The organism is Halomonas sp. DP3Y7-2 (assembly GCF_019800795.1).
Classification (GTDB): Bacteria; Pseudomonadota; Gammaproteobacteria; order Pseudomonadales; family Halomonadaceae; genus Halomonas; species Halomonas litopenaei_A.
Genome location: NZ_JAHVKJ010000001.1, coordinates 714,004 through 739,837, shown reverse-complemented (window position 1 = coordinate 739,837; position 25,834 = coordinate 714,004). Strand labels below are relative to the sequence as shown.

The 25,834-nt window shown below is 61.9% G+C and carries 19 protein-coding genes; 9 read left to right on the top strand and 10 right to left on the bottom strand.

What is annotated here, in order from left to right; genetic code table 11:
- Positions 1 to 631: 631 nt before the first annotated feature.
- The 5 genes from KUV45_RS03255 to KUV45_RS03235 all read right to left on the bottom strand — a co-directional run bounded on the left by KUV45_RS03255 (position 632) and on the right by KUV45_RS03235 (position 8,742).
- Complete coding sequence (locus KUV45_RS03255) at positions 632 to 3,502, bottom strand: FAD-binding and (Fe-S)-binding domain-containing protein (RefSeq protein WP_224851884.1); 2,871 nt, start codon at positions 3,500 to 3,502, stop codon at positions 632 to 634.
- Positions 3,503 to 3,663: 161 nt separating this feature from the next.
- Positions 3,664 to 5,757 carry a hypothetical protein gene (locus tag KUV45_RS03250; protein ID WP_206942554.1) on the bottom strand — a complete coding sequence of 698 codons (2,094 nt, stop codon included), beginning with the start codon at positions 5,755 to 5,757 and terminating at the stop codon, positions 3,664 to 3,666.
- A 149-nt stretch (positions 5,758 to 5,906) separates the two neighbouring features.
- Positions 5,907 to 6,563 (bottom strand): lactate utilization protein, encoded by a 657-nt coding sequence (locus tag KUV45_RS03245; RefSeq protein WP_222162123.1) that lies wholly within the window; start codon positions 6,561 to 6,563, stop codon positions 5,907 to 5,909.
- Entirely contained in the window at positions 6,560 to 7,990 is a 1,431-nt protein-coding gene (locus tag KUV45_RS03240) for a LutB/LldF family L-lactate oxidation iron-sulfur protein (RefSeq protein ID WP_206942552.1), read from the bottom strand. The genes KUV45_RS03245 and KUV45_RS03240 overlap by 4 nt, the downstream gene beginning before the upstream one ends.
- The gene (locus KUV45_RS03235) at positions 7,987 to 8,742 is read right to left on the bottom strand and encodes a (Fe-S)-binding protein (RefSeq protein WP_206942551.1); all 756 of its coding nucleotides are present in this window, start codon (positions 8,740 to 8,742) and stop codon (positions 7,987 to 7,989) included. Before KUV45_RS03235 ends, KUV45_RS03240 begins: the two co-directional genes overlap by 4 nt.
- A 410-nt stretch (positions 8,743 to 9,152) precedes the next feature.
- Here KUV45_RS03235 and KUV45_RS03230 point away from each other — a divergent pair, with 410 nt between their 5' ends.
- The 3 genes from KUV45_RS03230 to KUV45_RS03220 are packed head-to-tail and all read left to right on the top strand — an operon-like array spanning position 9,153 to position 13,236.
- On the top strand, positions 9,153 to 9,929 hold the full coding sequence (locus tag KUV45_RS03230) for a GntR family transcriptional regulator (RefSeq protein ID WP_206942550.1): 777 nt from the start codon (positions 9,153 to 9,155) through the stop codon (positions 9,927 to 9,929).
- A 3-nt stretch (positions 9,930 to 9,932) separates the two neighbouring features.
- The gene (locus KUV45_RS03225; RefSeq protein WP_224851885.1) at positions 9,933 to 11,855 is read left to right on the top strand and encodes an ATP-binding protein; all 1,923 of its coding nucleotides are present in this window, start codon (positions 9,933 to 9,935) and stop codon (positions 11,853 to 11,855) included.
- Positions 11,848 to 13,236, top strand: a complete 1,389-nt coding sequence (locus KUV45_RS03220) for a sigma-54 dependent transcriptional regulator (RefSeq protein WP_206942549.1) — start codon at positions 11,848 to 11,850, stop codon at positions 13,234 to 13,236. The genes KUV45_RS03225 and KUV45_RS03220 overlap by 8 nt, the downstream gene beginning before the upstream one ends.
- Here KUV45_RS03220 and KUV45_RS03215 read toward each other — a convergent pair.
- The 3 genes from KUV45_RS03215 to KUV45_RS03205 form a co-directional block, all read right to left on the bottom strand.
- A complete protein-coding gene (locus KUV45_RS03215) occupies positions 13,200 to 13,883 on the bottom strand; it encodes a metal-dependent hydrolase (RefSeq protein ID WP_206942548.1) in 684 nt (227 codons plus the stop codon). The genes KUV45_RS03220 and KUV45_RS03215 overlap by 37 nt on opposite strands.
- Before the next feature lie 154 nt (positions 13,884 to 14,037).
- Positions 14,038 to 14,643: a gamma carbonic anhydrase family protein gene (locus KUV45_RS03210; protein ID WP_224851886.1), complete on the bottom strand. Its 606-nt coding sequence runs from the start codon at positions 14,641 to 14,643 to the stop codon at positions 14,038 to 14,040.
- A 66-nt stretch (positions 14,644 to 14,709) separates the two neighbouring features.
- Entirely contained in the window at positions 14,710 to 16,050 is a 1,341-nt protein-coding gene (locus KUV45_RS03205; protein ID WP_206942546.1) for a sodium-dependent transporter, read from the bottom strand.
- 109 nt (positions 16,051 to 16,159) lie between these two features.
- On the opposite strand from KUV45_RS03205, the gene prlC reads away from it, so the two are divergent.
- The 4 genes from prlC (at position 16,160) to KUV45_RS03185 (ending at position 22,162) form a co-directional block, all read left to right on the top strand.
- Positions 16,160 to 18,208 (top strand): oligopeptidase A, encoded by a 2,049-nt coding sequence (gene prlC / locus KUV45_RS03200; protein ID WP_222162124.1) that lies wholly within the window; start codon positions 16,160 to 16,162, stop codon positions 18,206 to 18,208.
- Between the two features lie 60 nt (positions 18,209 to 18,268).
- Positions 18,269 to 18,517 (top strand): YheV family putative zinc ribbon protein, encoded by a 249-nt coding sequence (locus tag KUV45_RS03195; RefSeq protein WP_206942541.1) that lies wholly within the window; start codon positions 18,269 to 18,271, stop codon positions 18,515 to 18,517.
- Positions 18,518 to 18,910: 393 nt separating this feature from the next.
- Entirely contained in the window at positions 18,911 to 19,903 is a 993-nt protein-coding gene (locus tag KUV45_RS03190; protein ID WP_206942540.1) for a TAXI family TRAP transporter solute-binding subunit, read from the top strand.
- A gap of 72 nt (positions 19,904 to 19,975) precedes the next feature.
- The gene (locus KUV45_RS03185) at positions 19,976 to 22,162 is read left to right on the top strand and encodes a TRAP transporter permease (RefSeq protein ID WP_206942539.1); all 2,187 of its coding nucleotides are present in this window, start codon (positions 19,976 to 19,978) and stop codon (positions 22,160 to 22,162) included.
- A gap of 210 nt (positions 22,163 to 22,372) precedes the next feature.
- On the opposite strand, the gene metF is transcribed toward KUV45_RS03185, so the two are convergent.
- The gene (metF, locus tag KUV45_RS03180; protein WP_206942538.1) at positions 22,373 to 23,218 is read right to left on the bottom strand and encodes a methylenetetrahydrofolate reductase [NAD(P)H]; all 846 of its coding nucleotides are present in this window, start codon (positions 23,216 to 23,218) and stop codon (positions 22,373 to 22,375) included.
- Positions 23,219 to 23,478: 260 nt separating this feature from the next.
- Here metF and KUV45_RS03175 point away from each other — a divergent pair, with 260 nt between their 5' ends.
- Positions 23,479 to 24,414, top strand: coding sequence for an AEC family transporter (locus tag KUV45_RS03175; RefSeq protein WP_222162125.1), 936 nt, complete (start codon positions 23,479 to 23,481; stop codon positions 24,412 to 24,414).
- Here KUV45_RS03175 and KUV45_RS03170 read toward each other — a convergent pair.
- Positions 24,411 to 25,076 carry a glutathione S-transferase family protein gene (locus KUV45_RS03170; RefSeq protein ID WP_222162126.1) on the bottom strand — a complete coding sequence of 222 codons (666 nt, stop codon included), beginning with the start codon at positions 25,074 to 25,076 and terminating at the stop codon, positions 24,411 to 24,413. The genes KUV45_RS03175 and KUV45_RS03170 overlap by 4 nt on opposite strands.
- 137 nt (positions 25,077 to 25,213) lie before the next feature.
- Between KUV45_RS03170 and KUV45_RS03165 the strand changes: the two genes are divergently transcribed.
- Entirely contained in the window at positions 25,214 to 25,798 is a 585-nt protein-coding gene (locus tag KUV45_RS03165; protein WP_222162127.1) for a TetR/AcrR family transcriptional regulator, read from the top strand.
- Positions 25,799 to 25,834: the final 36 nt, after the last annotated feature.

The following is a 25,834-nucleotide window of genomic DNA, read 5'->3' as shown; positions in this document are numbered from 1 at the left end:
TCAAACGTCTCGTTTGACGAGTCGCTTGCCTTGATATTTCAGTGACATTGTCACTGACTCATCGGCAAGCGCCCACATGAATTACCTGATCAATTTTTAAAGAGCGTGCTCTTGACTCTGGTGAGCTCAATGAGCGCCTCACTGTTGCCGAGCGCTTTGCTCAGCGCCCTGCGAGGAAGACGTATTCTACAGAATCGAAGCGTTTCGTCAAGCGCTTTCTTTTGCGTCCTGCAAGCGATGCTTTCAGACTTCAAAAGAGAGCGAAGCGTGCCTCAGCGCATCCAACGATGCCCTGTCGGCGGCTCCGATCAAGTGGCGAGCATTTTACCGATTTCTCGTTGCTCGTCAAGCAGTGATTTTTCCGAGAAGCTTAAAAAAGCCTTTTCAAATCAACTACTTTCACCACTCTTCACCGCCTGTGACGTTTGCTCGTCGCCGGCAGCGGATACGTACTTTACGGATCTCGAGGCAGCTTGGCAATAGCCTGAATCAAAAAAGTTCATCGCCCTGTCTCTTGTTTGTCACACACCCGGTCATACGCTCCTGCACACGCGCTCTATCTACACCCCATTGGCGCCTTCTATCCGGGCGCCAAGCCGCACCTCTACCCATGAAGGCGCGCAGCAGTGTGCTATGAGTTGACGCCCCTCGGCTGGCTGGCACGATCAAGCAGCTCAAGGATTGAGTGGTACGTCAGGCCTGAGTGCTCGGTCATCCCCATTTCACAGGTTCGCGAATTGGAGACACCAAATTCGCAGCCCACCACTTGCCCCGCAAGGTCCTGCAGGGACGATGCGGTCAGCTCTGGCACCCGTAAACCCTTGTCACCGGCAAAACCACAGCAGCTGATGCCCTCTGGAACGACAACGTCCTTGGCACACGCACGAGCCAGCGCGATAAACGCCTCAGTCAGGCCTTTGCGATGACTGGAGCAGGTCACATGAACGGCGACCTTGCTTTCCACCGGGGCGATGTCCAGGCGAGGCAGCAGATAGTCATGGGCAAACGCGACCGGCTCCTGAATCTTCAAACGCGCATCAAGGTGCTGCTCCACCTGCTGACTGCAGGGGCTGGTATCAAAGAGGATCGGCACCCTGCCGTTATGGCTTGCGGCCAAGAGCTCTCGGTTCAACTCCCTCGCCTTGTGCATGGCCTCATTCGCCATCCCCTTCGAGGAAAAGGGCATGCCACAGCACAGATGACCCGGCATTTCAGGAATGATCACGTCATAGCCGGCCTTGTCCAGAAGCGCCAGTACCACTTCCATTACCGCCCGCGCACTGCTGTCGCGCTTGTCTGCGCCGAAGACTCGCGTAGCACAGGAGGGAAAGTACACCACTGGGTCGCGCCCCTCGCCCACCTGGGCCACGGATGACAACACGCGAATGGGGGCGGCCGCGGGAATCGACGGAATCCACTGGGGAATCCTCTTGTTGCTGACCTGGTGCAAGCCCTGGCTTGCCGTCGCCATCAGCCTGTCGCCGATCACCGCCCTTGCGACGCTTGCCCCTCGCAGGCCACTTCGTGCGACTCGGGTCACACCGGAAAAATGCCGTCCGATGCGTCTCGCCAACTGCTGCTTGCCGACATGCCGCTCTTCACGCATGGCAAGCACCAGCTCGCCGGTATTGATGCCGACGGGACAGCGGGTACCACACATACCATCTGCCGCACAGGACGTATCGATGTCATAAAGTGCTGTCCGACCAAAGGCTTCCGACCGCTCCCTGTCTGCATCGGTGGGTTGCTCAAGGTTGGCCAGCCTGGCCTGCTCACGCGTCAGCACGATGCGCTGGCGGGGTGTCAGCGTCAGTTCCCGGGAGGGGCACACCGCTTCGCAGAAGCCACATTCGATGCAGCGATCGACGATGGCGTCAGCCTCGGGTAGAGGCTTCAAGTTCTCGAGGTGCAAGGTTGGATTTCGGGTCAGCATGACCTCGGGATTCAACAGATGGTCCGCGTCGAACAGCGCCTTGATCTGCCACATCAGGTCATACGCTTCCTTGCCCCATTCCAGCTCGACAAAGGGGGCCATGTTGCGGCCTGTGCCATGCTCCGCCTTCAGGGAGCCACCGAACTCAACCGCCACCAGTTGGGCGACGTCAGCCATCAAGGCCTGATAACGCTCTTTTTCGCCCGCGCGCTCGAAACCCTGTGGGAAAACAAAATGCAGGTTGCCCTCAAGCGCGTGACCAAACAGCAGGGCATCGTCATAGCCATGGCGCTTGAACGCGGCGGTCAGCGCGGCAACGCCCTCCTCCAGCCGCTCGATCGGAAAGGCAACGTCTTCGATGATCACCGTCGTCCCCAGGTCGCGAACGGCACCCACCGCCGGGAACAACCCCTTGCGAACTTTCCAGTAGAGGGCGTAGCTGACGGGATCTTCAGTGAAGGTGACAGGCTCCAGCGTCATGATGCCCTCAAGGGCCTGATTGACGTCATCGATACGCGCAGCCAAGGTGTCGCCATCCTGCTCACGTACATCCACCAGCAGCGCGGTGGCACCTGACGGCAGATCACGAAGGTGCTCGGGCATCCCTGGCTGCCGCTCCACCGCGCGGAGTCCGGCACGATCCATCAGCTCTACTGCCGCAACCCCCGTACCCTTGAGCGCGATGGTCGCACGACAGGCACTGCCCAGGTCGGGGAAGAAGATCATGGCCGCTGCACGACGGGGTGGTTCTGGCACGGTGTGATACGTAATGCGCGTGATACAACCGAGAGTCCCTTCAGACCCGATCATCAGGTGGGCCAGGATGTCGACGCCATCACGGTAATCCAGCAGACTGTTCAGCGCGTAGCCGGTGGTATTCTTGAGCCGGTACTTGTGGCGAATACGCCTTGCCAGTTCGACATCGGTACGCACGCCGGCGGCCAGCCGCTCCAACCCGTCCAGCAGCACCGCGTGACTCTTGCGGAACGCCTCGACACTGGCCGTATCAGCGGTATCGAGCACAGCACCATCCAGCAGCACCACGCGGATACTGTCGAGCGTCATATAGGTATTCTGAGCGGTGCCGCAACACATGCCGGATGCGTTATTCGCCGCGATACCGCCGATCATGCAGCTGGCAATGGACGCAGGGTCAGGGCCGATCTTGCGATCGAAGGGCGCCAGCAACTCGTTGGCCCTGGCACCAATGACAGCGGGCTGCAGGTCGATGCGAGCCCCATTGTCGAGCACCTCGGCACCCCGCCAACCACGGCCGAGCTGAATCAATACACCGTCGGTGATGGCTTGCCCGGACAATGACGTGCCGGCCGCGCGAAAGGTCATCGGCCAGTGCCCCTCGCGGCAGGCCTCAATCACAGAGCGCAGCTCCTGCTCGGTCTGCGGCCGCACCACCAGGCTTGGCACCAACCGATAAAAGCTGGCATCCGTCCCATAGGCCAGGCGTCGCAATGGGTCGGTGACCAGGCGCGCTTCCGGCAGATGCTGCTTCAATCGCTCGACCAGCGAGTCCATGGAGATGCTGGGGGGTGTGGTGGAAATGGCCGTCATGATGCTCTCCCTGTCCGATGGCTAGTATTGCAGCTGTTCAGATGCAAAAACGCCACTCCTAAGAGTGGCGTTTGGCGCTTCGGGGTTAGTCAGCAGGCCTGTGTCGCGCAGAGGCGCAGCCCCGCCCTCCACAAGTAGGCCTGCTATCCTGGCACCGGTTATCAGGGCCTGACATCGACGCGAACAATGCCGCCATTGCCACCGTAGCCGGTGACCGAGACCTGGTACTCACCAGGCTCCAGCGTGGTCTCGATCAATGACCCGAGGTCGGTGCTGCCGCTGTCGTCATCCTGAAAGAAGACGCCATTACCCTCGAGCTCCAGCAGGGTATCCACGGCCTCCGACTGGGTCTCGACGCTGACCACACCAGCCTCCTCGACGACCAGGGTATAGGTCAGCTCGCCATTGACCTCAAGCTGGCCATACACCGTTTCGCCAGTGCGAATCTCACCACCGGTGCGGAAATCGCCGCTGAACGGCTGCTGTGTCAGCCTCAGTGAATAACTGCCGCTGCCACTGAAACTTTGCGCGTTCACCTGATACGTACCCGGCTCCAGTACGGCATGGATGCGCGAATTGGTGCCAGAACCGCCATCGTCGTCACTGGTGTCGACACTTCCTCCGCTCAAGCCCAGCAAGGCATCGAAAGCACTGGAGTTCAGTTCCAGCGTCACTTCAGCCGCCTCATCAAGCGTAAAGGTGTAGCCATTGCTGCCGCTGCTTCCCAGCATGCCTCGCACCGTCTCGCCTGACTGCAGTTCGCCGCTGTTTCGCAACTCACCGTCAAAGGCATTGACGCTGGACTCGAGCAGGAAGGTCCCGGCTGACGAACCCGAGTAGCTGCTGACTTCGACCCGGTAGCTGCCCGGCTCCAGCACGGTATCGATGCGGGAGTTGGTGCCACCACCGCCGTCATCATCGCTCAAGGCTACCCCGTTGCCCTCCAGATAGAGCTGGGTATCAAACGCCGAGGACGACACTCCGATCGATACTTCGGAGGCCTGTTCGATGGTCAGGGTGTAGGTATTGGGCTGCATACCACCCGCCATGCCCTGCACGGATTCGCCAGGCACGAGCTCGCCCTCGTTCTTCAACTCGCCATCAAACGGCGTCGTGTCGAGCTCAAGTGCATAGGCTCCGGACTCTCCGCCATAGCCAGTGACCACCACGCGGTAGTCGCCTGGCATGAGAACGCTTTCAAGCAGGGAATTGGTGCCGCTGCCAGTGTCATCGACATCGATGTTGGTCTGGCCGCCGCGCACCTGCAGAACCGTATCGAAGTCATCTGAGCTGAGCGACAGAGTGACGTTGGTGGGCTCTGCAATAGAAAGCTCGTAGGTGTTGCTGGAAGAGGCGTCATCCAGCGTGCCGGTAATGCTGTCACCAGAACGCAGCGGACCGCTGTTGCGCTCGCCACGCGACAGGTCAGCCTGTTCCATCGTCAGACGATAGCCGCCGCCCACGCTGACGAAGTCATCTTCACAGGCAACATCCACCCGCTCCTTCACCGGCTGACCGGGCACCAGACGCACCTCATAATCGCCAGGCGTCAGGAAGGCCTCCAGCGTCTGCTGATCATCGCCACAGCGGGCTGCCTTGTGGGATGCTTCGTTGCCTTCGAGTACCAGCGCGGCACTGGACGCGCCGGCCAGCGTCAGAGTGACCTGACGGGTGTCGTCCAGGCTGATGGGGTAACTGGCCGTCTCTTCGCCCAGAACGCCGACGACAGCCTCTCCATCCGTCAGCGACTCGGCGCCCTGTTGCTGGGAAGGTGTCAATGCGTAGGGGCCAAAGCCGGACATGTCGGTGCTGTTGACGACCACCAGCGAGCAACCTTCTGACGGCCCCAGCAGCAGCGATGCCGGCGCCTGCTCCGAGCTTTCCGCCCCGCCCTGCCAACGGCCACGTTCGTCATAGACCGAGAGCGTGGCGGCGAACGGCGAATCCAGCTGATATAGCTCACCCGCACCTTCGCTGCCGCAGACCCAGTGGCTTCCAAAGCGCGACCCGTTGTTGAGGTTGACGCCACTTTGCGATGTCAGCTCGCCTTCGATCGGTTCGCCGGCCGCACTTTCCGGTGCCTCGATAAAACGGCCCTGGGCAGATGAGCTGGCCTGGCCATCATTCGCGGACTCTCCGTCCGCTCCTTCCTGACAGCCCGCCAGCAACACTGCCAGCGACAATCCGCCGACCAGCACCACTGGGGAAAAGGAAAGGAATATCGGGCGCTTTTCGCCCAGCGGTTGTTTCGACATGCCTGCCTCCATGTAACGGGTTGCACTCCGTGCACCGACAACTATGCGATATCGGAAGCACAACACTATAGCCAACTTATATGACAAACGTCAGGGTCATCCGCGCAGGCCGACTCGGTAGTGTCGTACTTTCTTCGCGTATCGGTGCGTCAACCGTCGCGCAGAATAACTACCAACTCGCGAGGGCCGTGCACCCCGTAGGCCAGGGTCTGCTCGATGTCCGCCGTCTTGCTGGGACCAGAAATCAACAGAGCGTTGGTCGGCATGCCACTCGCCCACCCTTGATGAGTGATGACATCGAACAGCGTATCCTCGATGGCGTCGACATCCAGCACCGCAATATGCAGAGGTGGCACGAGGCTCAGCAGGCGCGGCTCGTCCGCGTCGGGCCATAGCCACAGGCTGCCCGTCTCAGCAATCCCGCCACGAGTTGACGTCAGCCCCGCGTCGACATGCTGAAACAGCTCCTCCTGCCAGGCCTCGATGTCGCGATCGGCATCGATCAGCTCCACCTGGTGGCTTGCCAGGGCATCGCGCGCGGCCAGGGCCACCGGATGCTGTCGCCCCAGCGCCAGCCGGCGAATCTGCTTTTCTGCCAGCACACCTGCAAGCGCATCGGTCCAATCCGCCGTGTTGCAGCGGACCACCTCGCCATGCACCGAGGTAATCCAGCGAGTGAACCGCTCCGCCCGCTCTTCACGGGACCAGCCCCGCCCTGTCACGACAGCGAAGTCACTTTCCGGTGCCACCAGAGCGCTGCCTTGGCGATCTCGCAGGCGAGCCAGGATACTGTCTCTTGCACTCATGAATCCTGCTCCTTGCGGTGACGCTTGATCAGCGTATGAAGCGACGACTTTGCTGGTTTGGGAGCCGTGCGGTACTCCGTCCATGGCCCCAGGTGAGACGGTGCCAGCCCCCTGAAACTACCGGCGATCAGACTGGCGCCGCGCCAGGCATTGGGATGCGTCGCCAGCCACTGCCAGCTTTTCCATGCGGCCACTTCCTTGCGCGACCGTTTGACGCCGGCTCCCGGCACATTACCAACTCCGTCACCGACCGCTTCACGACGCAACCGCACCAGCAGGTCGGGAATGGGGATCTTGACCGGGCAGACCTCACCACAGGCACCGCACAAACTCGATGCCGACGGCAGGTCCTTGGTGGCTTCCAGCCCCATCAGGTGAGGCATGAGGATGGCGCCAATCGGCCCTGGGTAGGTGGTGCCATAGGTATGCCCACCGACCCGAGTGTAGACCGGGCAGTGGTTCATGCAGGCCCCACAGCGGATGCAGCGCAACGTATCCAGCAGCTCGTCATCTTGATAGATCCGCGAACGTCCGCTGTCCACCAACACAAGGTGCACTTCCTTGGGCCCATCGTGCTCACCCGCCTTGCGCGGTGAACTGATCATGTTGAAGTAGGTGGTGACATGCTGACCGGTCGCCGAGCGGGTCAGCAATGCGTACAGCGGGGCAACATCCGCGAGATGCTCCACCACCTTTTCGATACCTGTCACCGCAATATGCACGGGCGGCGCCGTCGTCGTCATACGGCCATTGCCTTCGTTTTCCACGAGACACAATGTGCCTGTCTCGGCGACCGCAAAATTGACCCCGGATACCCCGACATCTGCCGCCATGAATCGCTCGCGCAGTTGGGCACGTGCCGCGGCCGTCATGGCATCGACATCCCGGGTGCGTTCCGTCCCGGTGCGGTCATGCATGATGTCGGAGATTTCATCGGTATTCAGGTGAATCGCCGGCATGATGATGTGCGAGGGCGTCTGCTCGTTGAGCTGGACCAGGTACTCTCCCAAATCGGATTCCAGCGCCTCGATACCGGCCTGCTCGAGGTGAGCATTGAGGTGCATTTCCTCGGACACCATGGACTTGCCCTTGATCACCGAAGAGGCGCCATGCTGCTGGCAGATCTCCGTGATCATTGCGCAGGCCTGCTCGCCATTCTCCGCCCAATGCACGCGAATACCGTTGGCTTCGCAGTTCGCCTCCAACTGCTCCAGCAGGTCCGGCAGCTTGGACAGGGCACGCAGGCGAATATTGGCGCCAAGCTGGCGCAAGGTCTCCAGATCCCAATCTGAAAACGCCTCGCGCCGCTTGCCCATCAGTCCATCCATGGCCTTGCGGAAATTGGCACGGATCTGAGGGTTCTCCAGCGCCGCATGGGCCTGCTGATGAAACGCCTGAGGAGTGAACGTCTGTACCGGCTGGTTCATGAGGTCCTCCGCCACAGATAGGAAGCGATATGCTCACCCTTGAGCGAGCTGTCGCGATGAGCCAGGCGGCCACCGATGTTCATCAAGCAGCCGCAGTCCGAGGTGACGAAGTGATCCGCGCCTGCGGCCTCCAGCGCACGACTCTTGTCCTCGACCATGGCGCCGGACACCTCTGGATGGCGCACCGCAAAGGTTCCACCAAATCCACAGCACTCGCTGGCTCGTTCCTGCTCTACCAACTCGACATGCCCCAGGCGCTGCAACAGAGCCGGCCCGGTGTCAGCCAGGCCCATCTCACGGCGCGCACTGCAAGAGGTATGCATCGCCACCTTTTCCGGGGCGCCCCTGTCGTCAAGCGTCAGGTGACAGACGTGCACCAGGAACTCGGTCAACTCGAAGACCCGGCTCGCCAACTCTGTGGCCTTCGCCTCGTCCTCGGTTCCCGCAAACAGGTCCGGGTAGTGCGTTCGCATCATGCCGCCACAGGAGCCGGACGGCACGATGATGGGCCAGGGCCCGGGAAACAGGTCCAGTTGAGCCCGCGCCACTTCGCGAGCCTCACTGTGATACCCCGAGGTATAGGCCGGCTGACCGCAGCACGTCTGGTCCTGGGGGTAGATGACCTCGATGCCTTCTCGCTCCAGCAGGCGCAGGCTATCCAGCCCAGCCTCGGGATACAGCATGTCGATCAGGCAGGTACCAAACAAGTAAACCTTGTCGGGTCGAGGAGGGTATAACTTGACGGCGGTCATGGTGGGGTCCTCAGGGTCAGGCACGGCAGGCGCTGTCGTTTATTGTTCCCCGCCCTAGCTTGACCCATGCTCCATAGCCAACAGAGAGCTGCCGAAAAGGCCTATCAAGTCAGGTACGGACGCTGGTGGCACAAGGCCTACCCCGCGAATTGGGTAAATTGGTAAAACCAATTGACAACGCCGAATAAAGGCACAGTAGAGTCGCGCCACTACAGTGTCAAACCTGTTGCCGGCTTTTGCCCAGCAATCCCTCTATACTTTGGTATTACAGGAAATTAACGGCGCGACAAGCTATTGAATTGCTAGCAAGTATCCACAGACTGTATGACGTCTCATCATGCTCATTTTTTGGTAATACCAATTTCTAAGCGGTACACTCTGGACACATCTCACAGACCAGTGACGCCCACATGGCTTACCAACCCGTGCGCCAGCCACGCCTGGCCGACGTGATTACCGAACGACTCGAGGCGCTGATTCTTGAAGGCAGCCTGACGCCAGGCCAGCGACTGCCTCCCGAGCGCGAGCTGGCTGAGCGCTTTGGCGTATCGCGTCCGTCTCTGCGAGAGGCCATCCAGAAACTGGCTGCCAGGGGGCTGCTGGTAAGTCGACAGGGTGGTGGCACCTACATCACGGAATCCTTGAACAGCGGCTACAGTGATCCGCTGCTGGAAATGTTGTCGCGACACGGTGAGTTCCACCTGGATCTTCTGGAATTCCGTGATGCCATGGAAGGCCTGTCCGCCTACTATGCGGCGCTGCGCTCCACACCCACGGACAAGGCACTGTTGATCCAACGCTTCGAGGAACTCGAGGTCGCCTTTCTCGGCGAGGACCCCAAGGGCGAAGCCAAGGCGGACGCGGCCTTTCACCTGGCGATCGCCGAATCCGCCCATAATGTCCTGCTGCTGCACACGATTCGCGGCATCTTCCACCTGCTGGAGCGCAGCATCGTGGACAACCTGGCCCACCTGTTCGAGAAGCCCGAGTCGCGCCCGCGGCTCATGACCCAGCACCGGGCGTTGCTCGACGCCATTCTCGAGGGCCGCGCAGAAGATGCCCAGGCACGCTCCCACGAACACCTGGTCTATGTCGAGGAAGGCCTGCTCGAGATGGAACGCGCCGAAACGCGGGCGCAGCGAGCGCTCAGACGGGCCCAGGTAATGCCTCCGAGACGGTCACTCTAGGCGATGATGAGCGGGCATAAGACACGCCACCGGCGTCCGCTGACCCTGGCCCTGCTGGCCGCGCTCATCCTCGGCCTGGCGCTGGTCATCTGGCAAAGTGCGGATATCGCCAGGGAGCGCGCCCTGACCACCCTGCAACGAGATGCGCAAACCGAATTGAGGCTATCGGCCACCGGCCTCACCGGCTACCTGTCCCGCCATGAATATCTGCCAGAACTTCTCGCCACGCGGGAGACGGTCAAGCGCTACCTGAGTGCACCCGACGACCAGAACGCCATGCCGCTCAACCGGTTGTTCAATCGTTTCAGAAGTACCACCGGGGTGTCGGACATTTACCTGCTCGATGCCGAAGGCACAACGCTGGCGGCCAGCAACTGGCACCGCGAAGATACCTTCATCGGCGAAAACTACCGCTTTCGCCCCTACTACCAGGATGCCATTGCCGGGCACTATGGCCGCTTCCACGGCCTCGGCGTAGTCTCCATGGATCGTGGCTACTACTTTTCGGCCCCGGTCTGGCTGGATGACACCGCACCGGACGCGACCCCCGCCGGCGTCATGGTGGTCAAGATTCGCGTCGACGCGCTGGAAGCCAGCTGGCAAGGCCCAAATTCCAGCCTGCTGGTGGTCGATCAGAACGGTATCGTGTTCATGTCCAGCCAGCCAGAACTGAGACTTACGTCGCTCGATCCTCTCAGCCCCGAGCGCCTTGACCAGCTGCGCTCATCCCGTCGCTACGCCGACGAGCCGCTGACCGCCAGCCACCTGTTCACCCACGACCAGCTGGACCAAGGGGCACGCCTGGTGGGCTTTACCCAAGGCCCGCTGGCCGACCAACGGTATCTGAGCGTTACCCGCGACTTTGCGACGCTTGGCTGGCAGATGCATATTCTCAAGCCCATGGGCCCGGTCAATGACGCCCAGTGGCAAGCCATGCTGATGGGCGGGGGGCTGTATGGCTTGCTGGCCTTGGCCTGCGGCGTTGGCTGGCAACGGCACCGACTTCGTCGCGAGCGCGAGGCCTTTGCTGAACGGGAACGCACCACCCTGGCCAAGGCCAGAGATGAACTGGAGCGCAACGTCGCCAGCCGCACCCAGGATCTGGTCGCCAGCAACCAGCGTCTGTCCGCGGAAATCGATGAGCGCCGGCGCACCGAAGCCACCCTGCGACAGACCCGCGACGAGCTGATCCAGGCGGCCAAGCTGGCCGTTCTCGGTCAGCTGGCTGCCGGTATCAATCATGAGCTGAACCAACCGCTGGCCGCGATTCGCGCCTACGCAGAGAATGCCCGAGGCTTTCTCGCCCGGGAACGTCTGGACACGGTCGACACCAATCTGGGCGAGATCATTGAACTCACTGGACGCATGGCCGACATCAGCGCCCAGCTGCGCCAATTCTCACGCAAGAGCGGGGAGCCACCGAGCCCAGTGTCCACCCGTGCCTGCATTGACTATGCGCTGCGGCTGTTCAAGACACGTCTGGACGAGCAGCATGTCGACGTCGTGTTCGACCTTCCCGACGAAGCGCCATGGGTGCTGGCTGACCTGGTCCGGCTGGAACAGGTGCTGGTCAACCTGATCGGCAATGCGCTGCAAGCCATGGCCCACGTCGCCGAGCCAAAGCTTGTCCTCGGTGTCGCGGCCACCGAGGACAGCATTACCATCAGAGTGGATGACAACGGCCCCGGCATTCCGGAACCACAACGACGCCAGGTCTTCGAACCCTTCTACACCACCAAGGCACCCGGTGCCGGACTTGGCTTGGGGCTGTCCATCTCTGCCCGAATCATTGATGATCTGGGGGGACGGCTGGCCGCCAGCGTCTCGCCACTCGGCGGTGCACGCTTTACCATCGACCTTCCGCGGGCCGCCAGCACCCCGGCTCCCGGTTCCATGCCCTACCAAGAGAAGCCGCCCCATGTCTGATGCGCCCCCCGTGATGATCATCGATGACGAGGAGCACCTGAGGGTCACCCTTGGCCAGACCCTGGAGCTGGCGGGCTACCACCCCGAGCCCTTCGCCAGTGCCGAACAGGCCCTGGCCACGTTAAACAAGGACTTCTCTGGCGTGGTGATCAGCGACATTCGCATGCCTGGCATGGACGGGATGGCCCTGCTCAAGGAAATTCGCCAGCGTGATCCCGACCTTCCCGTGGTGCTGATAACCGGCCATGGCGACGTGTCCACCGCGGTGGAAGCCATGCGCGAGGGGGCCTGGGACTTTCTCGAAAAGCCCTTCCCCAGTGAACGACTGAGTGAGGTGGTTCGGCGCGGCATCGACAAGCGCCGGTTGAGCCTGGAGAACCGCTATCTCAAGGCGGAGCTGGAGGCCCAGCAGACGGCACCCGGCCCCCGCCTGGTCGGGCGCACGCCGGCCATCAAACGGCTATCCTCCATGGTGCAACGCATCAGCCAAGTGGAAGCCGATGTGCTGTTGTTCGGCGAGACAGGCGCCGGCAAGGACCTGGTGGCAAGGGCGATTCATGAACGCAGCGCCCGGGGCGGCAGGCCCTTCGTCGCCATCAACTGCGGCGCTGTGCCGGAAAGCACCATCGAGTCGGAGCTGTTCGGACACGAGAAAGGCGCCTTTACCGGCGCCGTGGAAAGGCGTATTGGCAAGTTCGAGCACGCCGAGGGGGGCACTGTCTTCCTCGATGAAATTGAATCGATGCCGCTGGCTCTCCAGGTAAAGCTGCTGCGGGTGCTGCAGGAACGGCAGGTGGAGCGGCTTGGCAGCAACACGCCTGTGGCGCTGGATATCCGGGTCATTGCCGCGACCAAGATCGACCTGAGAGAGGCCGCCGAAGCGGGCGAATTCCGGGAAGATCTCTACTACCGCCTCAACGTCGTCACGCTGTCGATCCCGCCCCTGCGTGAGCGACGCGAAGACATTCCCCTGCTGTTTCAGCACTTCGCGGCGGTCGCGGCCAGCCGCAGCGGCATGGAAGCGCCTCCCCTGGACGCGCCTGGAGTCTCGGTGCTGCTGGCCCACGACTGGCCCGGCAACGCCCGCGAGCTGCGCAACCTGGCGGAGCGCTACGTGCTGCTCGGCAGTACCTGCGACTATCGCCTCGACGCCTTGATGGAAGGCGTCGGCAGTGACGGCGGCGAGCTTCCCCTGCCCCGCCAAGTCGAACTCTTCGAAAAGCAGCTGTTGAGTCAATCGCTGGCACGACATCATGGCCGGATCAACGACGTGTGTGAGCATCTGGGACTGCCGCGCAAGACGCTGTACGACAAGCTCAAGAAACATGAGCTCAAGCCGGATGACTATCGCCAGCGCGATGACACCAGTGCGACGCCCTGATCGAGCAACCCCTGCAGGACATCCCAGGAAGGCAGCCAAGGCGCAAGACTCAAGGTGACGCACAGCATCGCCACAGAATTGCCAGGGTCGCCCCAGTCGAACGGCTTGAAAGCGGTGCCGAAGGAACGTTTCAGGCGCGCCCCATCCAGGTCCACGCTGTACAGCTCGTCGAGCAACAGGTGGATGGCAAACCCCATGGTCAGCGCGGCCCCGTGGGCCCAGGCCATGGCATCAGGCGGGGCAAACAAGCGATGACTGATGGCACTCGTGGCCAACCCGCACATCGACGCTGCCAGCAGTGAATGCCACAGGCCACGATGAACCGTGAAGCGGGCGAATATCGCCCCCGCCAGATAGCGCACCGCCAGATAGATACCTCCGCAGACCAACAGCAGGGTGCCGTCGCTCAGCCGCTCCTGCAGCATCACCGCCCCGGCCACCACCGCAGGCACCGCCAGCAGGTTGAAGACCAGCCGGATGGCCTTGGAACTGTCCGAGTCGATATCCGGCAAAATCCCACCCAGGGTGGTCAGCGCCAGAATCGGCAGGCTATCGAGCGCCGACCATAGCCCCGCCTGCCAGCCTCCATGGGCCAGCACCGCGCCGCCGGCGGCGGCCACGCTGAGGTGGGTGCGGAAGTTGGCCATGCCGGGAAGGCTCCTCGAAAAACATACAGCACTGGATAAATGACCAGATTATCGCCCGGCAGTTCAATAGAAACAATTGGTTGGAATGAACATGAGCATAAAAAAACGCTGCCTTGGCAGCGTTTTCTGATGTGCTCTCGTTGCGGCACCGACGTCAACCGGCTGCATTTTTCTCAAGATACTGATCCTTGAGCTTCACGTAGTTGCCGGCGGTATAGGGGAAGAAGGCCCGCTCACTGTCCTTCAAGGGGCGCAATGCCTTGGCCGGGTTGCCGGCATAGACGTATCCGCTTTCCAGCCGCTTGCCGGGCGGCACCACGGCGCCGGCGGCGATGATCACCTCATCCTCGACCACCGCCCCGTCCATCACGATGGCCCCCATGCCAACCAGGATCCGGTTACCCAAGGTGCAGCCATGCAGCACGGCCTTGTGCCCGATGGTGACCTCATCACCGATGGTCAAGGGCCAGCCCCCCGCATTGAAATCGCTGGCATGGGTGATGTGCAGTACGCTGCCATCCTGCACGCTGGTGCGGGAGCCGATGCGGATGCGGTGCATGTCACCACGAATCACCGCCATCGGCCACACCGAGCAGTCATCTCCCAACACCACGTCACCCAGCACCATGCACTGGGGGTCGACGTAGACCCGCGCCCCCAGCACCGGCGCCTTGCCCTGCCAGGAGCGGATCACCGGAAAACCGGGAGCGGGCGACGACACGGGGGAGCCAGACGCTGCGTTGTCGTTACTATCGGTCATACTCGGCACTCCTTATCAGCTATTCGAGAAGCGTGGCTGGTACAAGGGCAACACGGTCAGCGGCGGCTACAGCAGGCTGCTGAACAGCACCACCAGCACCAGCGGAATCGAGACCCAGCGAACGACCGCGCGCCACACGCGAAAGCCGTTGGGACCAGCGTCCAGCGCCCGCAGCGCCTCGCGCTCAGGCATCACCCACGCGGCAAAGATGGCGATCAAGAGGCCGCCGAGGGGCAGGAAGATCTCGGGCGGGATGGTGCTGACCACGCCAAAGAAGTTCATGCTGCCAATCACGTGGACGTCACTCAAGGTAGAGAACGACAGCACACATAATAGCCCCACCAACCACACGCAGATGCCCACCGCCAATGCCGCCAGACGACGACTGAGACCCCATCCCACCAGGGTCGATACCATCGGTTCGGCCAGGTTGATCGACGACGTCCAGGTCGCCAGCAACAGCAACAGGAAGAACAACCCAAGCCAGAAGGCACCGCCAGGCAGATCCGCAAAGGCCACCGGCAGTGTGACAAAGACCAGGCCAGGGCCTTCGCCAGGATCCATGCCCTGGGTGAACACCACCGAGAAGATGGCGATACCGGCCAGCAGCGCGACCAGCACGTCCAGCACCGCCACTGCACCGGCGGCACCGGGCAGGCTTTGATGGTCAGGCATGTAAGCGCCGTAGGCCATCAAGGCACAGGCACCCACCGCCAGGGTGAAGAAGGCATGGCCCATGGCATGGACGAAGACCATCGGCGTCAGCGCCGAAAAATCCGGAGTGAACAGCCATGCCATGGCGGGACCAAAACCGTCCATGGTCACGGCGTGGCCAGCCAGCACGATCAATAACAGATACAGCGCAGGCATCAGCAGGTTATTGAGGCGCTCGAGCCCCTTGGCCACACCCGCGGCCACCACCACCATGGTCATGACCAAAAACAGGGTGTGGTTGAACGTCATGCGCAGGGGGTCTGCGAGAAAGGCGTCGAAGCCAGCGCCGATCTCCGGGCCACTCTTGCCGGCAAAGCCGCCGCTGAAGGCGTTGACCATGAAATCGATGGACCAGCCGGACACCACCGAGTAGAACGACAGAATACAGAAGACGGTAAAGGCCCCGAACAGACCAAGCCACTTCCAGTGAGTCGAGGTGCCACGCTGGCGTGCCAGCTCCGCCAACGACTGCATCGGGCTCCTGCGTCCGGCCCGGCCGATCATGATCTCGGCCATCATCACGGGCAGGCCCAGCACCACCACAAACCCTACATACAGCAAGAGGAAGGCAGCGCCCCCGTTTTCGCCGGTGATATAGGGGAAGCGCCATATGTTGCCGAGGCCCACGGCGGCCCCGGTCACGGCCAGGATAAAGGCGCGGCGCGAACTCCAGCGTTCCAGCGTCTGGTTCATGGTCTTTCGGTGTCCACATCGAGAAAAACGAAGGGCGCAAGACTAGCACATTGAAACAGGCGACAGTCGCCCGCATTTACTGAACCATTGTCGAATTCGAGAGGTGCACATGTCCCGCAACCCGCTGCTTGAACGCCACACCCTGCCGCCCTTCGGTGAGATTCGCCCTGAGCATGTCGCCCCGGCGGTCGACACCTTGCTTGAGGAGCTGCGCGACGGTGTCGAAGCACTGGTGGCTGAAGCCGAGCAAGCGACGCCCACCTGGGCCAGCCTGGCGGCGCCACTGGAGGAGTTGAGCGATCGCCTGGCACAGGCCTGGTCGCCGGTCTCCCACCTCAACTCGACCATGAGCACCCCTGAGCTGCGTGAGGCTCACGATGGCTGTCTCGAGAAGCTCTCCGCCTACAGCACCTGGATCAGCCAGCATGAAGGGCTGTTTCGTGCCTGGCAGGCGCTCAAGGATAGTCCAGACTTCGCGACCCTCAGTGACGCCCAGCAACGCGCCGTGAACAACGCACTGCGTGATTTTCGCCTGGCAGGCGTCGACCTGCCGGCCGACAAAAAGCAGCGCTCGGCGGAAATCCGCTCACGCCTCTCGAGCCTGTCCAGCACCTTCTCCAATCAGCTGCTGGATGCTACCCAGGCCTGGTCGCTGGACCTCGAGGACGACAGCCGTCTGGGGGGGCTGCCCCAGAGCGCCCTCGATACACTGGCAGCCAACGCTGAGTCCAAGGGCAAGAAGGGGTATCGCATCACCCTCGACTTCCCCAGTTTCTTCCCGGTGCTTTCCTATGCCGAGGACCGCGAACTGCGCCGAGAGGTGTACACCGCCTTCGTCACTCGTGCCTCGGACCAGGGGCCCAATGCCGGCGAATATGACAACGCCCCGATCATGGAAGAAACCCTCGCACTGCGTCGCGAGATGGCCGAACTGATGGGGTTTGCGACCTACGCCGACTACTCACTGGCCACCAAGATGGCCGACAGCCCCAGCCAGGTCGTCGGCTTCCTCGACGACCTGGCCGAGCGCGCGCTGGACCAGGGCCAGCAGGAATTCAGCGAGCTGGATGCCTTCGCCAAGGACACCTTGGGTCTGGAGGCTCTGGCCCCCTGGGACATCGGCTTTGCCAGCGAGAAGCTGCGTGAAGCGCGCTACGCCATTTCCCAGGAGCAGCTGCGTCCCTACTTTCCGGCCCCCAAGGCGGTTCAAGGCCTGTTCAGCGTGGTGGAAAGGCTCTACGGCGTGCAGGTCGAGCGCGACAGCGACGCTCCCACCTATCACCCAGATGTGGGCTTCTACCGGCTGTATGAAAACGGCGCCCCCATCGCCGGCTTCTACCTCGACCTTTATGCTCGCGAGGGCAAGCGAGGCGGGGCCTGGATGGATGAATGCCGTGTTCGCCGTCGCCGCGACGGTGAGCTGCAGCTGCCGGTGGCCTACCTGACTTGCAATTTCACCCGCCCGGTCGGCGACAAGCCGGCACTGCTGACCCACGATGAGGTCACCACGCTGTTCCATGAGTTCGGGCATGGTCTCCATCACATGCTGACCCGCCAGGACGTTGCCGATGTTTCCGGTATCAATGGGGTTGCCTGGGACGCCGTCGAGCTGCCTAGCCAATTCATGGAGAATTTCTGCTGGGAGCGTGAGGGGCTTGACCTGATCTCTGGACATGTCGAGACCGGCGAGCCGCTGCCTGACGAGCTGTTCGACAAGCTGATCGCAGCCAAGAATTTCCAGTCCGCCATGGGTCTGCTGCGCCAGGTAGAGCTGTCGCTGTTCGACTTCCGCCTGCATCTGGAACCAGCGGCGCCCAGCGCGGCGGAGATTCAGGCGCTGCTGGATGACGTGCGAGCGAAGGTATCGGTGGTCCCCAGAGTCGACTTCAACCGCTTCCAGAATAGCTTCGGTCACATCTTCGCCGGCGGATACGCGGCAGGTTACTACAGCTACAAGTGGGCAGAAGTGCTGTCCGCCGATGCCTGGAGTGCCTTCGAGGAAGCCGGCACCTTTGACGCCGAGACCGGTGCTCGCTTCCGCCGCGAAATCCTTGAGCAGGGTGGAGCCCGTGACGCCGCGGACCTGTTCAAGGCCTTCCGCGGTCGCGATCCCAGTATCGAACCGCTGCTACGCCACAGTGGTATTCGCGCCGCTTGATACCCGTGACCATCGACGCCTCCGCATCTTGCGGAGGCGTCGCCCTATACGGAGACAACGATGACCGTAAAGAAACGTTTCATCGCCGGCGTGGTCTGCCCACGCTGTGCTGAAATGGACCGCATCCGCGCCTGGGAGCAGAACGGCGTGCGCTACAGAGAATGCGTCAGCTGTGACTTCTTCGAGCAGCTGCCGATCGAAGACGACGTGCTCGAGGAGCTGGCGACACGGGTCAATCAGGAACACGACGCCCCAGCGGCAGAAGAGATTCAGCCAGTGCGCATTCTCGATCCCGGCAAGCGCCACTGACCCGGAAAGCGGTACTGACCCAGAAAGCGGAACTGAAAAGCACTGCAGGATACCCCGTCCCGACCCCTTGCCACCGTCCTGGTAGATCACTACGCCGCCAGGACGTGCCGGGCCTAGGCCAACATGCGGATTTCCGCACACCCACTTCGGCCATCCGTGCGAGATATCGGACATGAGGCGTCACAGCGTTTTCGACTATTGTCTAAATAAAAAATCATAAAAAACTGAATTTATTAGCCTTTTATTAAAAAGGCACACCCCTTGCGATGTTTATTGCGTTGACCGACTGACGGCCAACTGCCATCTCATTTCGTCATCTCTGACTACGCTTGAGATCGCAGCACCGTCATCACGACCCATAATCACAACGTCCATCGCATTGGGAGACATTGCATGAGCACCTCCACTCGCCTCCTCACCGGCGTCCTCGCCACCACGTTTGCCGGCACCCTGCTGGTCTCCGCTGCTGCTCAGGCAGATCGCGAAGACTGGCCTGAGAGCTTCACCGTTGGCACCGCGAGCCAAGGCGGCACCTACTTCGTCTACGGCTCCGGCTGGGCCAACCTGGTCGCTGACCAGCTCGGTCTGTCCGGTGGCGGCGAAGTCACCGGCGGCCCGACCCAGAACCTGGCTCTGGTACACGGTGGCGATGTCGCCTTCGGCCTGACCACCATGGGTCCGGCTTCCGACGCGGTGAACGGCAAGAGCCCGCTGGCCCCTGGCATCCAGATGGACAACGTCTGTGCCCTGTTCCCGATGTACGAGACTCCGTTCTCCATCACCGCCCTGTCCGACAGCGGCATCACCTCAATCTCCGAGATTCCCGACGGCGCCCGTATCGGCTTCGGCCCGGCAGCCTCCACCTCCGACACCTACTTCCCGGCCATTCTGGAAGAGCTGGGCGTCAACTTTGATCGCCGCAACGGAGGCTGGTCTGACCTTGGCGGTCAGCTGCAGGACGGCCTGCTCGACGTGATTGCCTTTGCCGCCGGCATTCCGATCCCTGCGGTCAGCCAGCTCGAAGTGCAGACGGACGTCAACATCATCGAATTCACCGAGGAAGAGCAGCAGCAGATCCTCGAGGCCTTCCCGGTCTCGGCCTTCCAGATCCCGGCCAGCACCTACACGACCCTCGAGGAAGATGCCCGTGCGGTGTCCATGTGGAACTTCGCCATCGCTGGCTGTGACCTGCCGGAAGACTTTGTCTACGAGGTCACCAAGGTAACCATGGAAAACAACGACAAGATGCTGGACGTACACCGCAGTGCCGCCACCACCATCCCTGACAACATTCAGTACAACACCGTGCTGCCGTTCCACCCCGGCGCCGCGCGCTGGTACGAAGAAAACGGCTACGAGATCGATCCGTCTCTGGTCAAGCAGTAACGCTGTTACCCGCCCGCAGCCTGGCTGCGGGCGGGGCACTGGCCGGTCGTTCGTTTCCCAAGGTATCGCTCCATGACTCACACCCCCGATTCTCCCCGCGACGAGCAGGCGACCGACACTCCGGTCGAACCCATCGTCGCCTCGGGCGTCGACGACGAAGCCGTCGAACCCAATCGTCGTCTGTTCGAAGGCGGCAAGTGGTGGCTATTCGGCATTCTGGCCGTGGCCTATACCGTCTTTCACCTGGTCTCCCTCAATATCTATCCCATCGAGACCTGGTCGTTCCGCATTATCCATATCGCCGGCGCCCTGATCCTCGGCTTTGGCCTGTATACCGGCTCCCGCTTCGTTGAGGAGGGCCAGGACGGCGCCCCCCGCTGGGCCAGCATTATTGCTCTGGTCCTGCTGGTGCCTGCCGCCTACGCATTGCTGCAGACGGTGCTGATGCAGCAGACCATGGCAGGCGGCGCCATGCGCATCGATCCTGCCATCGAAAACTGGCACTACGGCGCCCCCCTGATCATCGCCACCCTGGGGGCCATCGCGCTGTCATGGATTCCTCGCCAGGCGCGTCATCAGCTGTTGCTTGCTGACGTGGTGCTGATGGTCTGTGCCGCCGCCGTGGCAGGCTACCTGCTGGTGGTCTTCAACAGTCCGTTGCGCGCCTCGACCGGCACCTCATTTGCCCCCATGGGTATCAGCTGGGCAGCCATCGCCGGTTCGCTGCTGATCCTGGAGCTCACCCGCCGTGTCGCCGGTCTGGCCCTGGTCGTCATCTCGGCGATCTTCCTGGCCTACGTGTTCATGGGCCCGTGGCTGCCGGGCTTCCTCGGCTATCCCGGGCTGTCACTCGGACGTTTCTTCAGCCAGGTCTACACCGATGCTGGCATTCTGGGGCCGACGACCGCCGTGTCATCGACCTATATCATCCTGTTCATCATCTTTGCCGCCTTCCTGCAGGCGTCGAAGGTCGGCGACTACTTCGTCAACTTTGCCTTCGCCGGTGCCGGTCGTGCGCGCGGCGGCCCGGCCAAGGTCTCGATCTTTGCCTCTGGCCTGATGGGCATGATCAACGGCACCAGTGCCGGCAACGTGGTATCCACCGGCTCGCTTACGATTCCGCTGATGAAGAAGGTCGGCTACCCCGCACGAAGTGCCGGCGCCATCGAAGCCGCTGCTTCTACTGGCGGCCAGATCATGCCGCCGATCATGGGTGCAGGGGCCTTTATCATGGCCGAGATCACCGGGATTCCCTATACCGAGATCGCGGTGGCGGCGCTGATTCCTGCCATCCTGTACTTTGCCTCCGTCTACTTCATGGTTGACTTCGAGGCGGCCCGCAAGGGCATGCGTGGCATGCGCAAGGAAGAAATTCCCCAGTTCTCATCGCTGATCAAGCAGGTCTACCTGTTTGCTCCGATCATCATCTTGATCGTGGCCTTGTTCATGGGCTACTCGGTGATCCGTGCCGGCACCCTGGCCACCGCTTCCGCGGCTGTCGTCAGCTGGCTGTCGCCGCACAAGATGGGAATACGCTCCATCCTTCGCGCCTTGAGCCTGGCCGGCACCATGTCGATCCAGATCATCGCGGTGTGTGCCTGCGCCGGCCTCATCGTCGGGGTCATCGCGCTGACCGGTGTGGGTGCTCGCTTCTCCTCCCTGCTGCTTGGATTGGCCGGCGTCAGTCAGCTGCTGGCGCTGTTCTTTGCCATGTGCATCTCGATCCTGCTGGGCATGGGCATGCCCACCACGGCGGCCTATGCGGTGGCTGCATCGGTGGTCGCCCCCGGCCTGATCGATATCGGCATTCAGCCGCTGGTCGCCCACTTCTTCGTGTTCTACTTTGCCGTGGTGTCTGCCATCACGCCGCCCGTGGCCTTGGCTTCCTATGCCGCAGCAGGCATTTCCGGTGACAACGCCATGGGGACCTCGGTGGCCTCGTTCAAGATCGGCCTGGCGGCCTTCATCGTGCCGTTCATGTTCTTCTACAGCCCGGCCATGCTGATGGAAGGCGACTGGGCGCAGATCCTCAGGGTAGGTACCACTGCGACCATCGGTATCGTGCTGCTGGCAGCTACCGTGCAAGCCTGGTTCTTTGGTCCGGTCAAGGCCTGGCAACGCCTGGTGATGCTGGTGGGCGCCCTGTGCCTGATCTACGGCGGCATCGTCACCGACCTGGCGGGTCTTGCCATTGCCATCGGCCTGTTCTTCATGCAGCGCGCCAGCGGCGGTGGCGCCAGAAGTGCCACGACTGGCTGATACACGCGCAGTGCACCGATGTGACGTCAACTAACCCTCGCCCCGCCATCTGGCGGGGCGTTCTTTTGGCCACTCGCGACGGGCCATGAGGCCCACCAACGACGAAGGCCCCGCCAATGGCGAGGCCTTCGTTCTTGTTATCGTGGTGGCCCGCATCGGGCCAAGGGTCCAGCGTTGTTGTTATGTGAGCGCCGAAGGTCAACCCGACAGTCAATGACCGGCGAGATTATCAACGATCTTCAGCGTCGGCTCTGCCTGATTCAGGGTGTAGAAGTGCAGGCCGGGAGCGCCGCCATCCAGCAGCCGCTGTGCCAGGCGCGAGATCACCTCTTCCCCGAAGGCCGCGATAGACGCGCTATCGTCACCGTAGGCTTCCAGCTGCTTGCGAATCCAGCGCGGAATTTCCGCCCCGCAGGCGTCAGAAAAACGCGCCAACTTGGAGTAGTTGGTGATCGGCATGATGCCGGGAATGATCGGCGCTTCCACGCCCAGCTGGCGCGCTCGCTCGACGAAATGGAAATAGGCGTCCGCAGTGAAGAAGTACTGGGTAATCGCCAGGTTCGCTCCGGCGTTCATCTTGCGCGCAAAATTCTGGAGATCAGCCTCAAAGCTCGGGGCCTGAGGATGCGACTCGGGATAGGCGGCCACCGCGATCTCGAAGTGATCCCCGGTTTCCTGCCGGATGAACTCTACCAGTTCATTGGCATAGCGCAGCTCACCGATCCCCCCCATACCCGAAGGCAGATCACCGCGTAGCGCCACCAGGCTATTGATGCCCTGGGCCTTGTAGTCTGTCAGCAGGTCACGCAGCTGGGCTTTCTCGCTGCCGATGCACGACAGGTGCGGCGCAGTGGTGATACCGCTCTCACGCACGGCATTGACGGTCGCGATGGTACGGTTCTGCGTCGAGCCGCCGGCGCCGTAGGTGACTGAGAAGAACCGCGGGTTACGCTCGGCCAGAAGATCCCTGTTGCGCATCAATTTCTCCCGCCCGGCATCGGTGTTCGGAGGGAAAAATTCAAAGCTGATGCCCAACGGGTGCTCTTGTGCGCTCATAGCCAGTGGTCCTTATCGCGAGTGGCGGATCACCGCCACAGGGTGCCCGATCATGTGATGTCCGCCATTGTGACGACTCCACCGCGTGACCACCAATGAAAGTTTCGCGAGTGAACTTCAATTTCTTTCATATAAAAAAAGAGAAATTGATAACCATAAATTCTAAAGACTCCTGTGGCTGGCGTCATCAATGGTCTACTGACACCCTCACTGCCAACGGGCATCATGTTGGCTTCGCCACTCACTCAAGGATGATGTTCATGGCTGTCGACCCCAGCTCACTGATGGGCCCACTGTGGACGCTGCTCGCCTTCGTCGCATTAGGGGTACTGGCGGCCAGGATGTTGAGAGTGGATGCTCGCCCCGTGGCGACACTGCTGGTCTACCTGATCGCTCCGTTGACCTTCTTCAGAGCCCTGGTGCTGGGTGGGCCCACCCCCGCCTACCTGGCGCTGACAGCAGCCTTGTTCGTGATTGCAAGCCTGGTGGCAATGGGAGTCAACCTACTGGGCAAGCGTTGGCTTCCAGATGAAGAGGGATCGGTGCTTGCCTTCTCGGCGGGCACCGGCAATACCGGCTACTTCGGCCTGCCTGTAGCGCTGGTGCTGCTGCCGCCCTCGGGCGTCACGCTGTATCTGTTCTGCGCTCTCGGCGTCACCCTCTACGAGTTCACCGTGGGCTTTTACCTTAGTGCCAGAGGGCGTTTCTCAGTGCGCGACAGCCTGCTCAAGATTGTCCGACTGCCACTGGTCTACGCGTTTCTGGCAGCGCTGCTGGTGGAAGGCGTTGGCATTCACGTACCCGCCGAGGTCACCGATGCCATGGCGGTGTTTCCTGCCACCTACACCCTGCTCGGCATGATGATCATCGGTATGACGCTGGGCCGCGTATCGCCGCGCTCGCTGGACGGTCGTTTCATTGGCGCCTGTGTGGCAGTACGCTACGCCCTCTGGCCAGTGCTGATGCTGATAGCCGTTGTGCTGCTGCAGCTGACCATCGGGCTAACTAGGGATATGGCGCTGGCGTTATTGCTGGTCGGCGTCGTGCCCATGGCCGCCAACGTGGTGGTGGTGGCCATGGAGTTGGGTATCGCCCCAGAAAAAGGCGCGCTGGCGGTGCTCATCACCACCCTGGCTGCTCCCCTGGTCATCCCGCTATATCTCAGTGCCATGCTGGCAATGGTGGGACTGAGCTAGCCCGAGGCCCTACCCGGAAAAACGGGTTCTACCAGAACCGCCTGGCCTGAGGGGCGCGCCCTTAGCCGTTCCACGTACGCGCGGACGCGGGGGACCGCCTCGACCAGGGGCCGAGCAGGCGGCGTGGCCACCATGTAATCCAGCATGGGGGCCGCCAGCGCATCCGCCAGAGTGAAGTCATTCCCCGCCAGATAGTCTCTTCCCTCCAGCCGTGCGTCGATAATCCCCAGCATCTTCTGCGCGTCCGGGGTGGCTTCACCCAGTTTGTCTGCACGCACCTGGCCATTGGCGCCCCTGGGGAACACCAGTTCCAGCAAGTAGCGTCTGACGATGGCCTGGTCCACCTGGGTGGCCAATGCACTGCACCACTGGTCCACCACGGCACGCTCCCAGATATCCGTTGGCAGCAGCGCTGGGCCCTCAAAGGCGGCGTCCAGATAACGACAGATGGCAACACTTTCATAGAGGCGCCGCTCGCCATGCAGCAAGACCGGAATCTTGTCGAAGGGGTTGAGTGCAAGCAGCTCGGGCGTGTGCAGCCCCACGGAGATACCATCGGCCTCAAGGCCAACGCTGTGCTCTATGCCCTTCTCATGACACACCAGCATCACGCTACGCACGAAGTTCGAGAACGACGGACCTACTATGTAGACACTTGCCATGCCAACCTCCCCTATCTATCAGACACGGAACCGCCGGCAGTCGCCGACGTCTGCTGTGTGAGTCGTACTCACTCGTCTTGCAGCATGGCCGCTGGCACCATATGTTCAACAACATATTTTGTCGCCGGATACCGCCCATGCCCTGGAGCAACGAACGCAAGCGCGAGACCCGCCATCGCATTCTCGATGCAGCGGCCCGCTGCTTTACCCAACGAGGCTACGATGCCGTCAGCATCGACGAGGTGATGGCCGACGCCGGCCTGACCCGGGGTGCCTTCTACGCCCACTTCGACAGCAAATCATCGCTCTACGCCAATGCCATTCGTCATGCGGCCAGACGTGGGGCCATTGAGCTCGAGCAGCTCGAAAGTCGAGAAGCGCGTATCGATGCCTATCTGAGTCAGTCCCTCGACAAGGACGAGGTGGCCTGTCCGCTGGCCTGTCTAGTCAGCGATGTAGCACAGCGCGACGAGCAGGTACGCTCCACCTACACCGCCCTGCTGGAAGGCTTTCTGGAGCGCTTTCTCGGGACCTCAGAGATGGACAGCGACGCGCGAAAACGCGCGCTCGGTCAGATGATTGCGATGATCGGCAGTCTGGCCATGGCACGCACGGTCAATGACCCACGACTGGCAGAGGAATTGCTGGAGGCCGGCAGAACGCTGGCAAAGGCCAGCGAGCTAACCGGCGGCCGCGGTGCCACTGTCGGCCAAGAGGCCTGAACAACGAACGCTGAGTCAGGCCGGGCAAGCGAACGG

Bases quoted from the DNA above. Each gene is read 5' to 3' on its own strand.
- KUV45_RS03255 (WP_224851884.1), bottom strand. From the start codon at position 3,502: ATGACGGCCATTTCCACCACACCCCCCAGCATCTCCATGGACTCGCTG.
- KUV45_RS03250 (WP_206942554.1), bottom strand. From the start codon at position 5,757: ATGTCGAAACAACCGCTGGGCGAAAAGCGCCCGATATTCCTTTCCTTT.
- KUV45_RS03245 (WP_222162123.1), bottom strand. From the start codon at position 6,563: ATGAGTGCAAGAGACAGTATCCTGGCTCGCCTGCGAGATCGCCAAGGC.
- KUV45_RS03240 (WP_206942552.1), bottom strand. From the start codon at position 7,990: ATGAACCAGCCGGTACAGACGTTCACTCCTCAGGCGTTTCATCAGCAG.
- KUV45_RS03235 (WP_206942551.1), bottom strand. From the start codon at position 8,742: ATGACCGCCGTCAAGTTATACCCTCCTCGACCCGACAAGGTTTACTTG.
- KUV45_RS03230 (WP_206942550.1), top strand. From the start codon at position 9,153: ATGGCTTACCAACCCGTGCGCCAGCCACGCCTGGCCGACGTGATTACC.
- KUV45_RS03225 (WP_224851885.1), top strand. From the start codon at position 9,933: ATGATGAGCGGGCATAAGACACGCCACCGGCGTCCGCTGACCCTGGCC.
- KUV45_RS03220 (WP_206942549.1), top strand. From the start codon at position 11,848: ATGTCTGATGCGCCCCCCGTGATGATCATCGATGACGAGGAGCACCTG.
- KUV45_RS03215 (WP_206942548.1), bottom strand. From the start codon at position 13,883: ATGGCCAACTTCCGCACCCACCTCAGCGTGGCCGCCGCCGGCGGCGCG.
- KUV45_RS03210 (WP_224851886.1), bottom strand. From the start codon at position 14,643: ATGACCGATAGTAACGACAACGCAGCGTCTGGCTCCCCCGTGTCGTCG.
- KUV45_RS03205 (WP_206942546.1), bottom strand. From the start codon at position 16,050: ATGAACCAGACGCTGGAACGCTGGAGTTCGCGCCGCGCCTTTATCCTG.
- prlC (WP_222162124.1), top strand. From the start codon at position 16,160: ATGTCCCGCAACCCGCTGCTTGAACGCCACACCCTGCCGCCCTTCGGT.
- KUV45_RS03195 (WP_206942541.1), top strand. From the start codon at position 18,269: ATGACCGTAAAGAAACGTTTCATCGCCGGCGTGGTCTGCCCACGCTGT.
- KUV45_RS03190 (WP_206942540.1), top strand. From the start codon at position 18,911: ATGAGCACCTCCACTCGCCTCCTCACCGGCGTCCTCGCCACCACGTTT.
- KUV45_RS03185 (WP_206942539.1), top strand. From the start codon at position 19,976: ATGACTCACACCCCCGATTCTCCCCGCGACGAGCAGGCGACCGACACT.
- metF (WP_206942538.1), bottom strand. From the start codon at position 23,218: ATGAGCGCACAAGAGCACCCGTTGGGCATCAGCTTTGAATTTTTCCCT.
- KUV45_RS03175 (WP_222162125.1), top strand. From the start codon at position 23,479: ATGGCTGTCGACCCCAGCTCACTGATGGGCCCACTGTGGACGCTGCTC.
- KUV45_RS03170 (WP_222162126.1), bottom strand. From the start codon at position 25,076: ATGGCAAGTGTCTACATAGTAGGTCCGTCGTTCTCGAACTTCGTGCGT.
- KUV45_RS03165 (WP_222162127.1), top strand. From the start codon at position 25,214: ATGCCCTGGAGCAACGAACGCAAGCGCGAGACCCGCCATCGCATTCTC.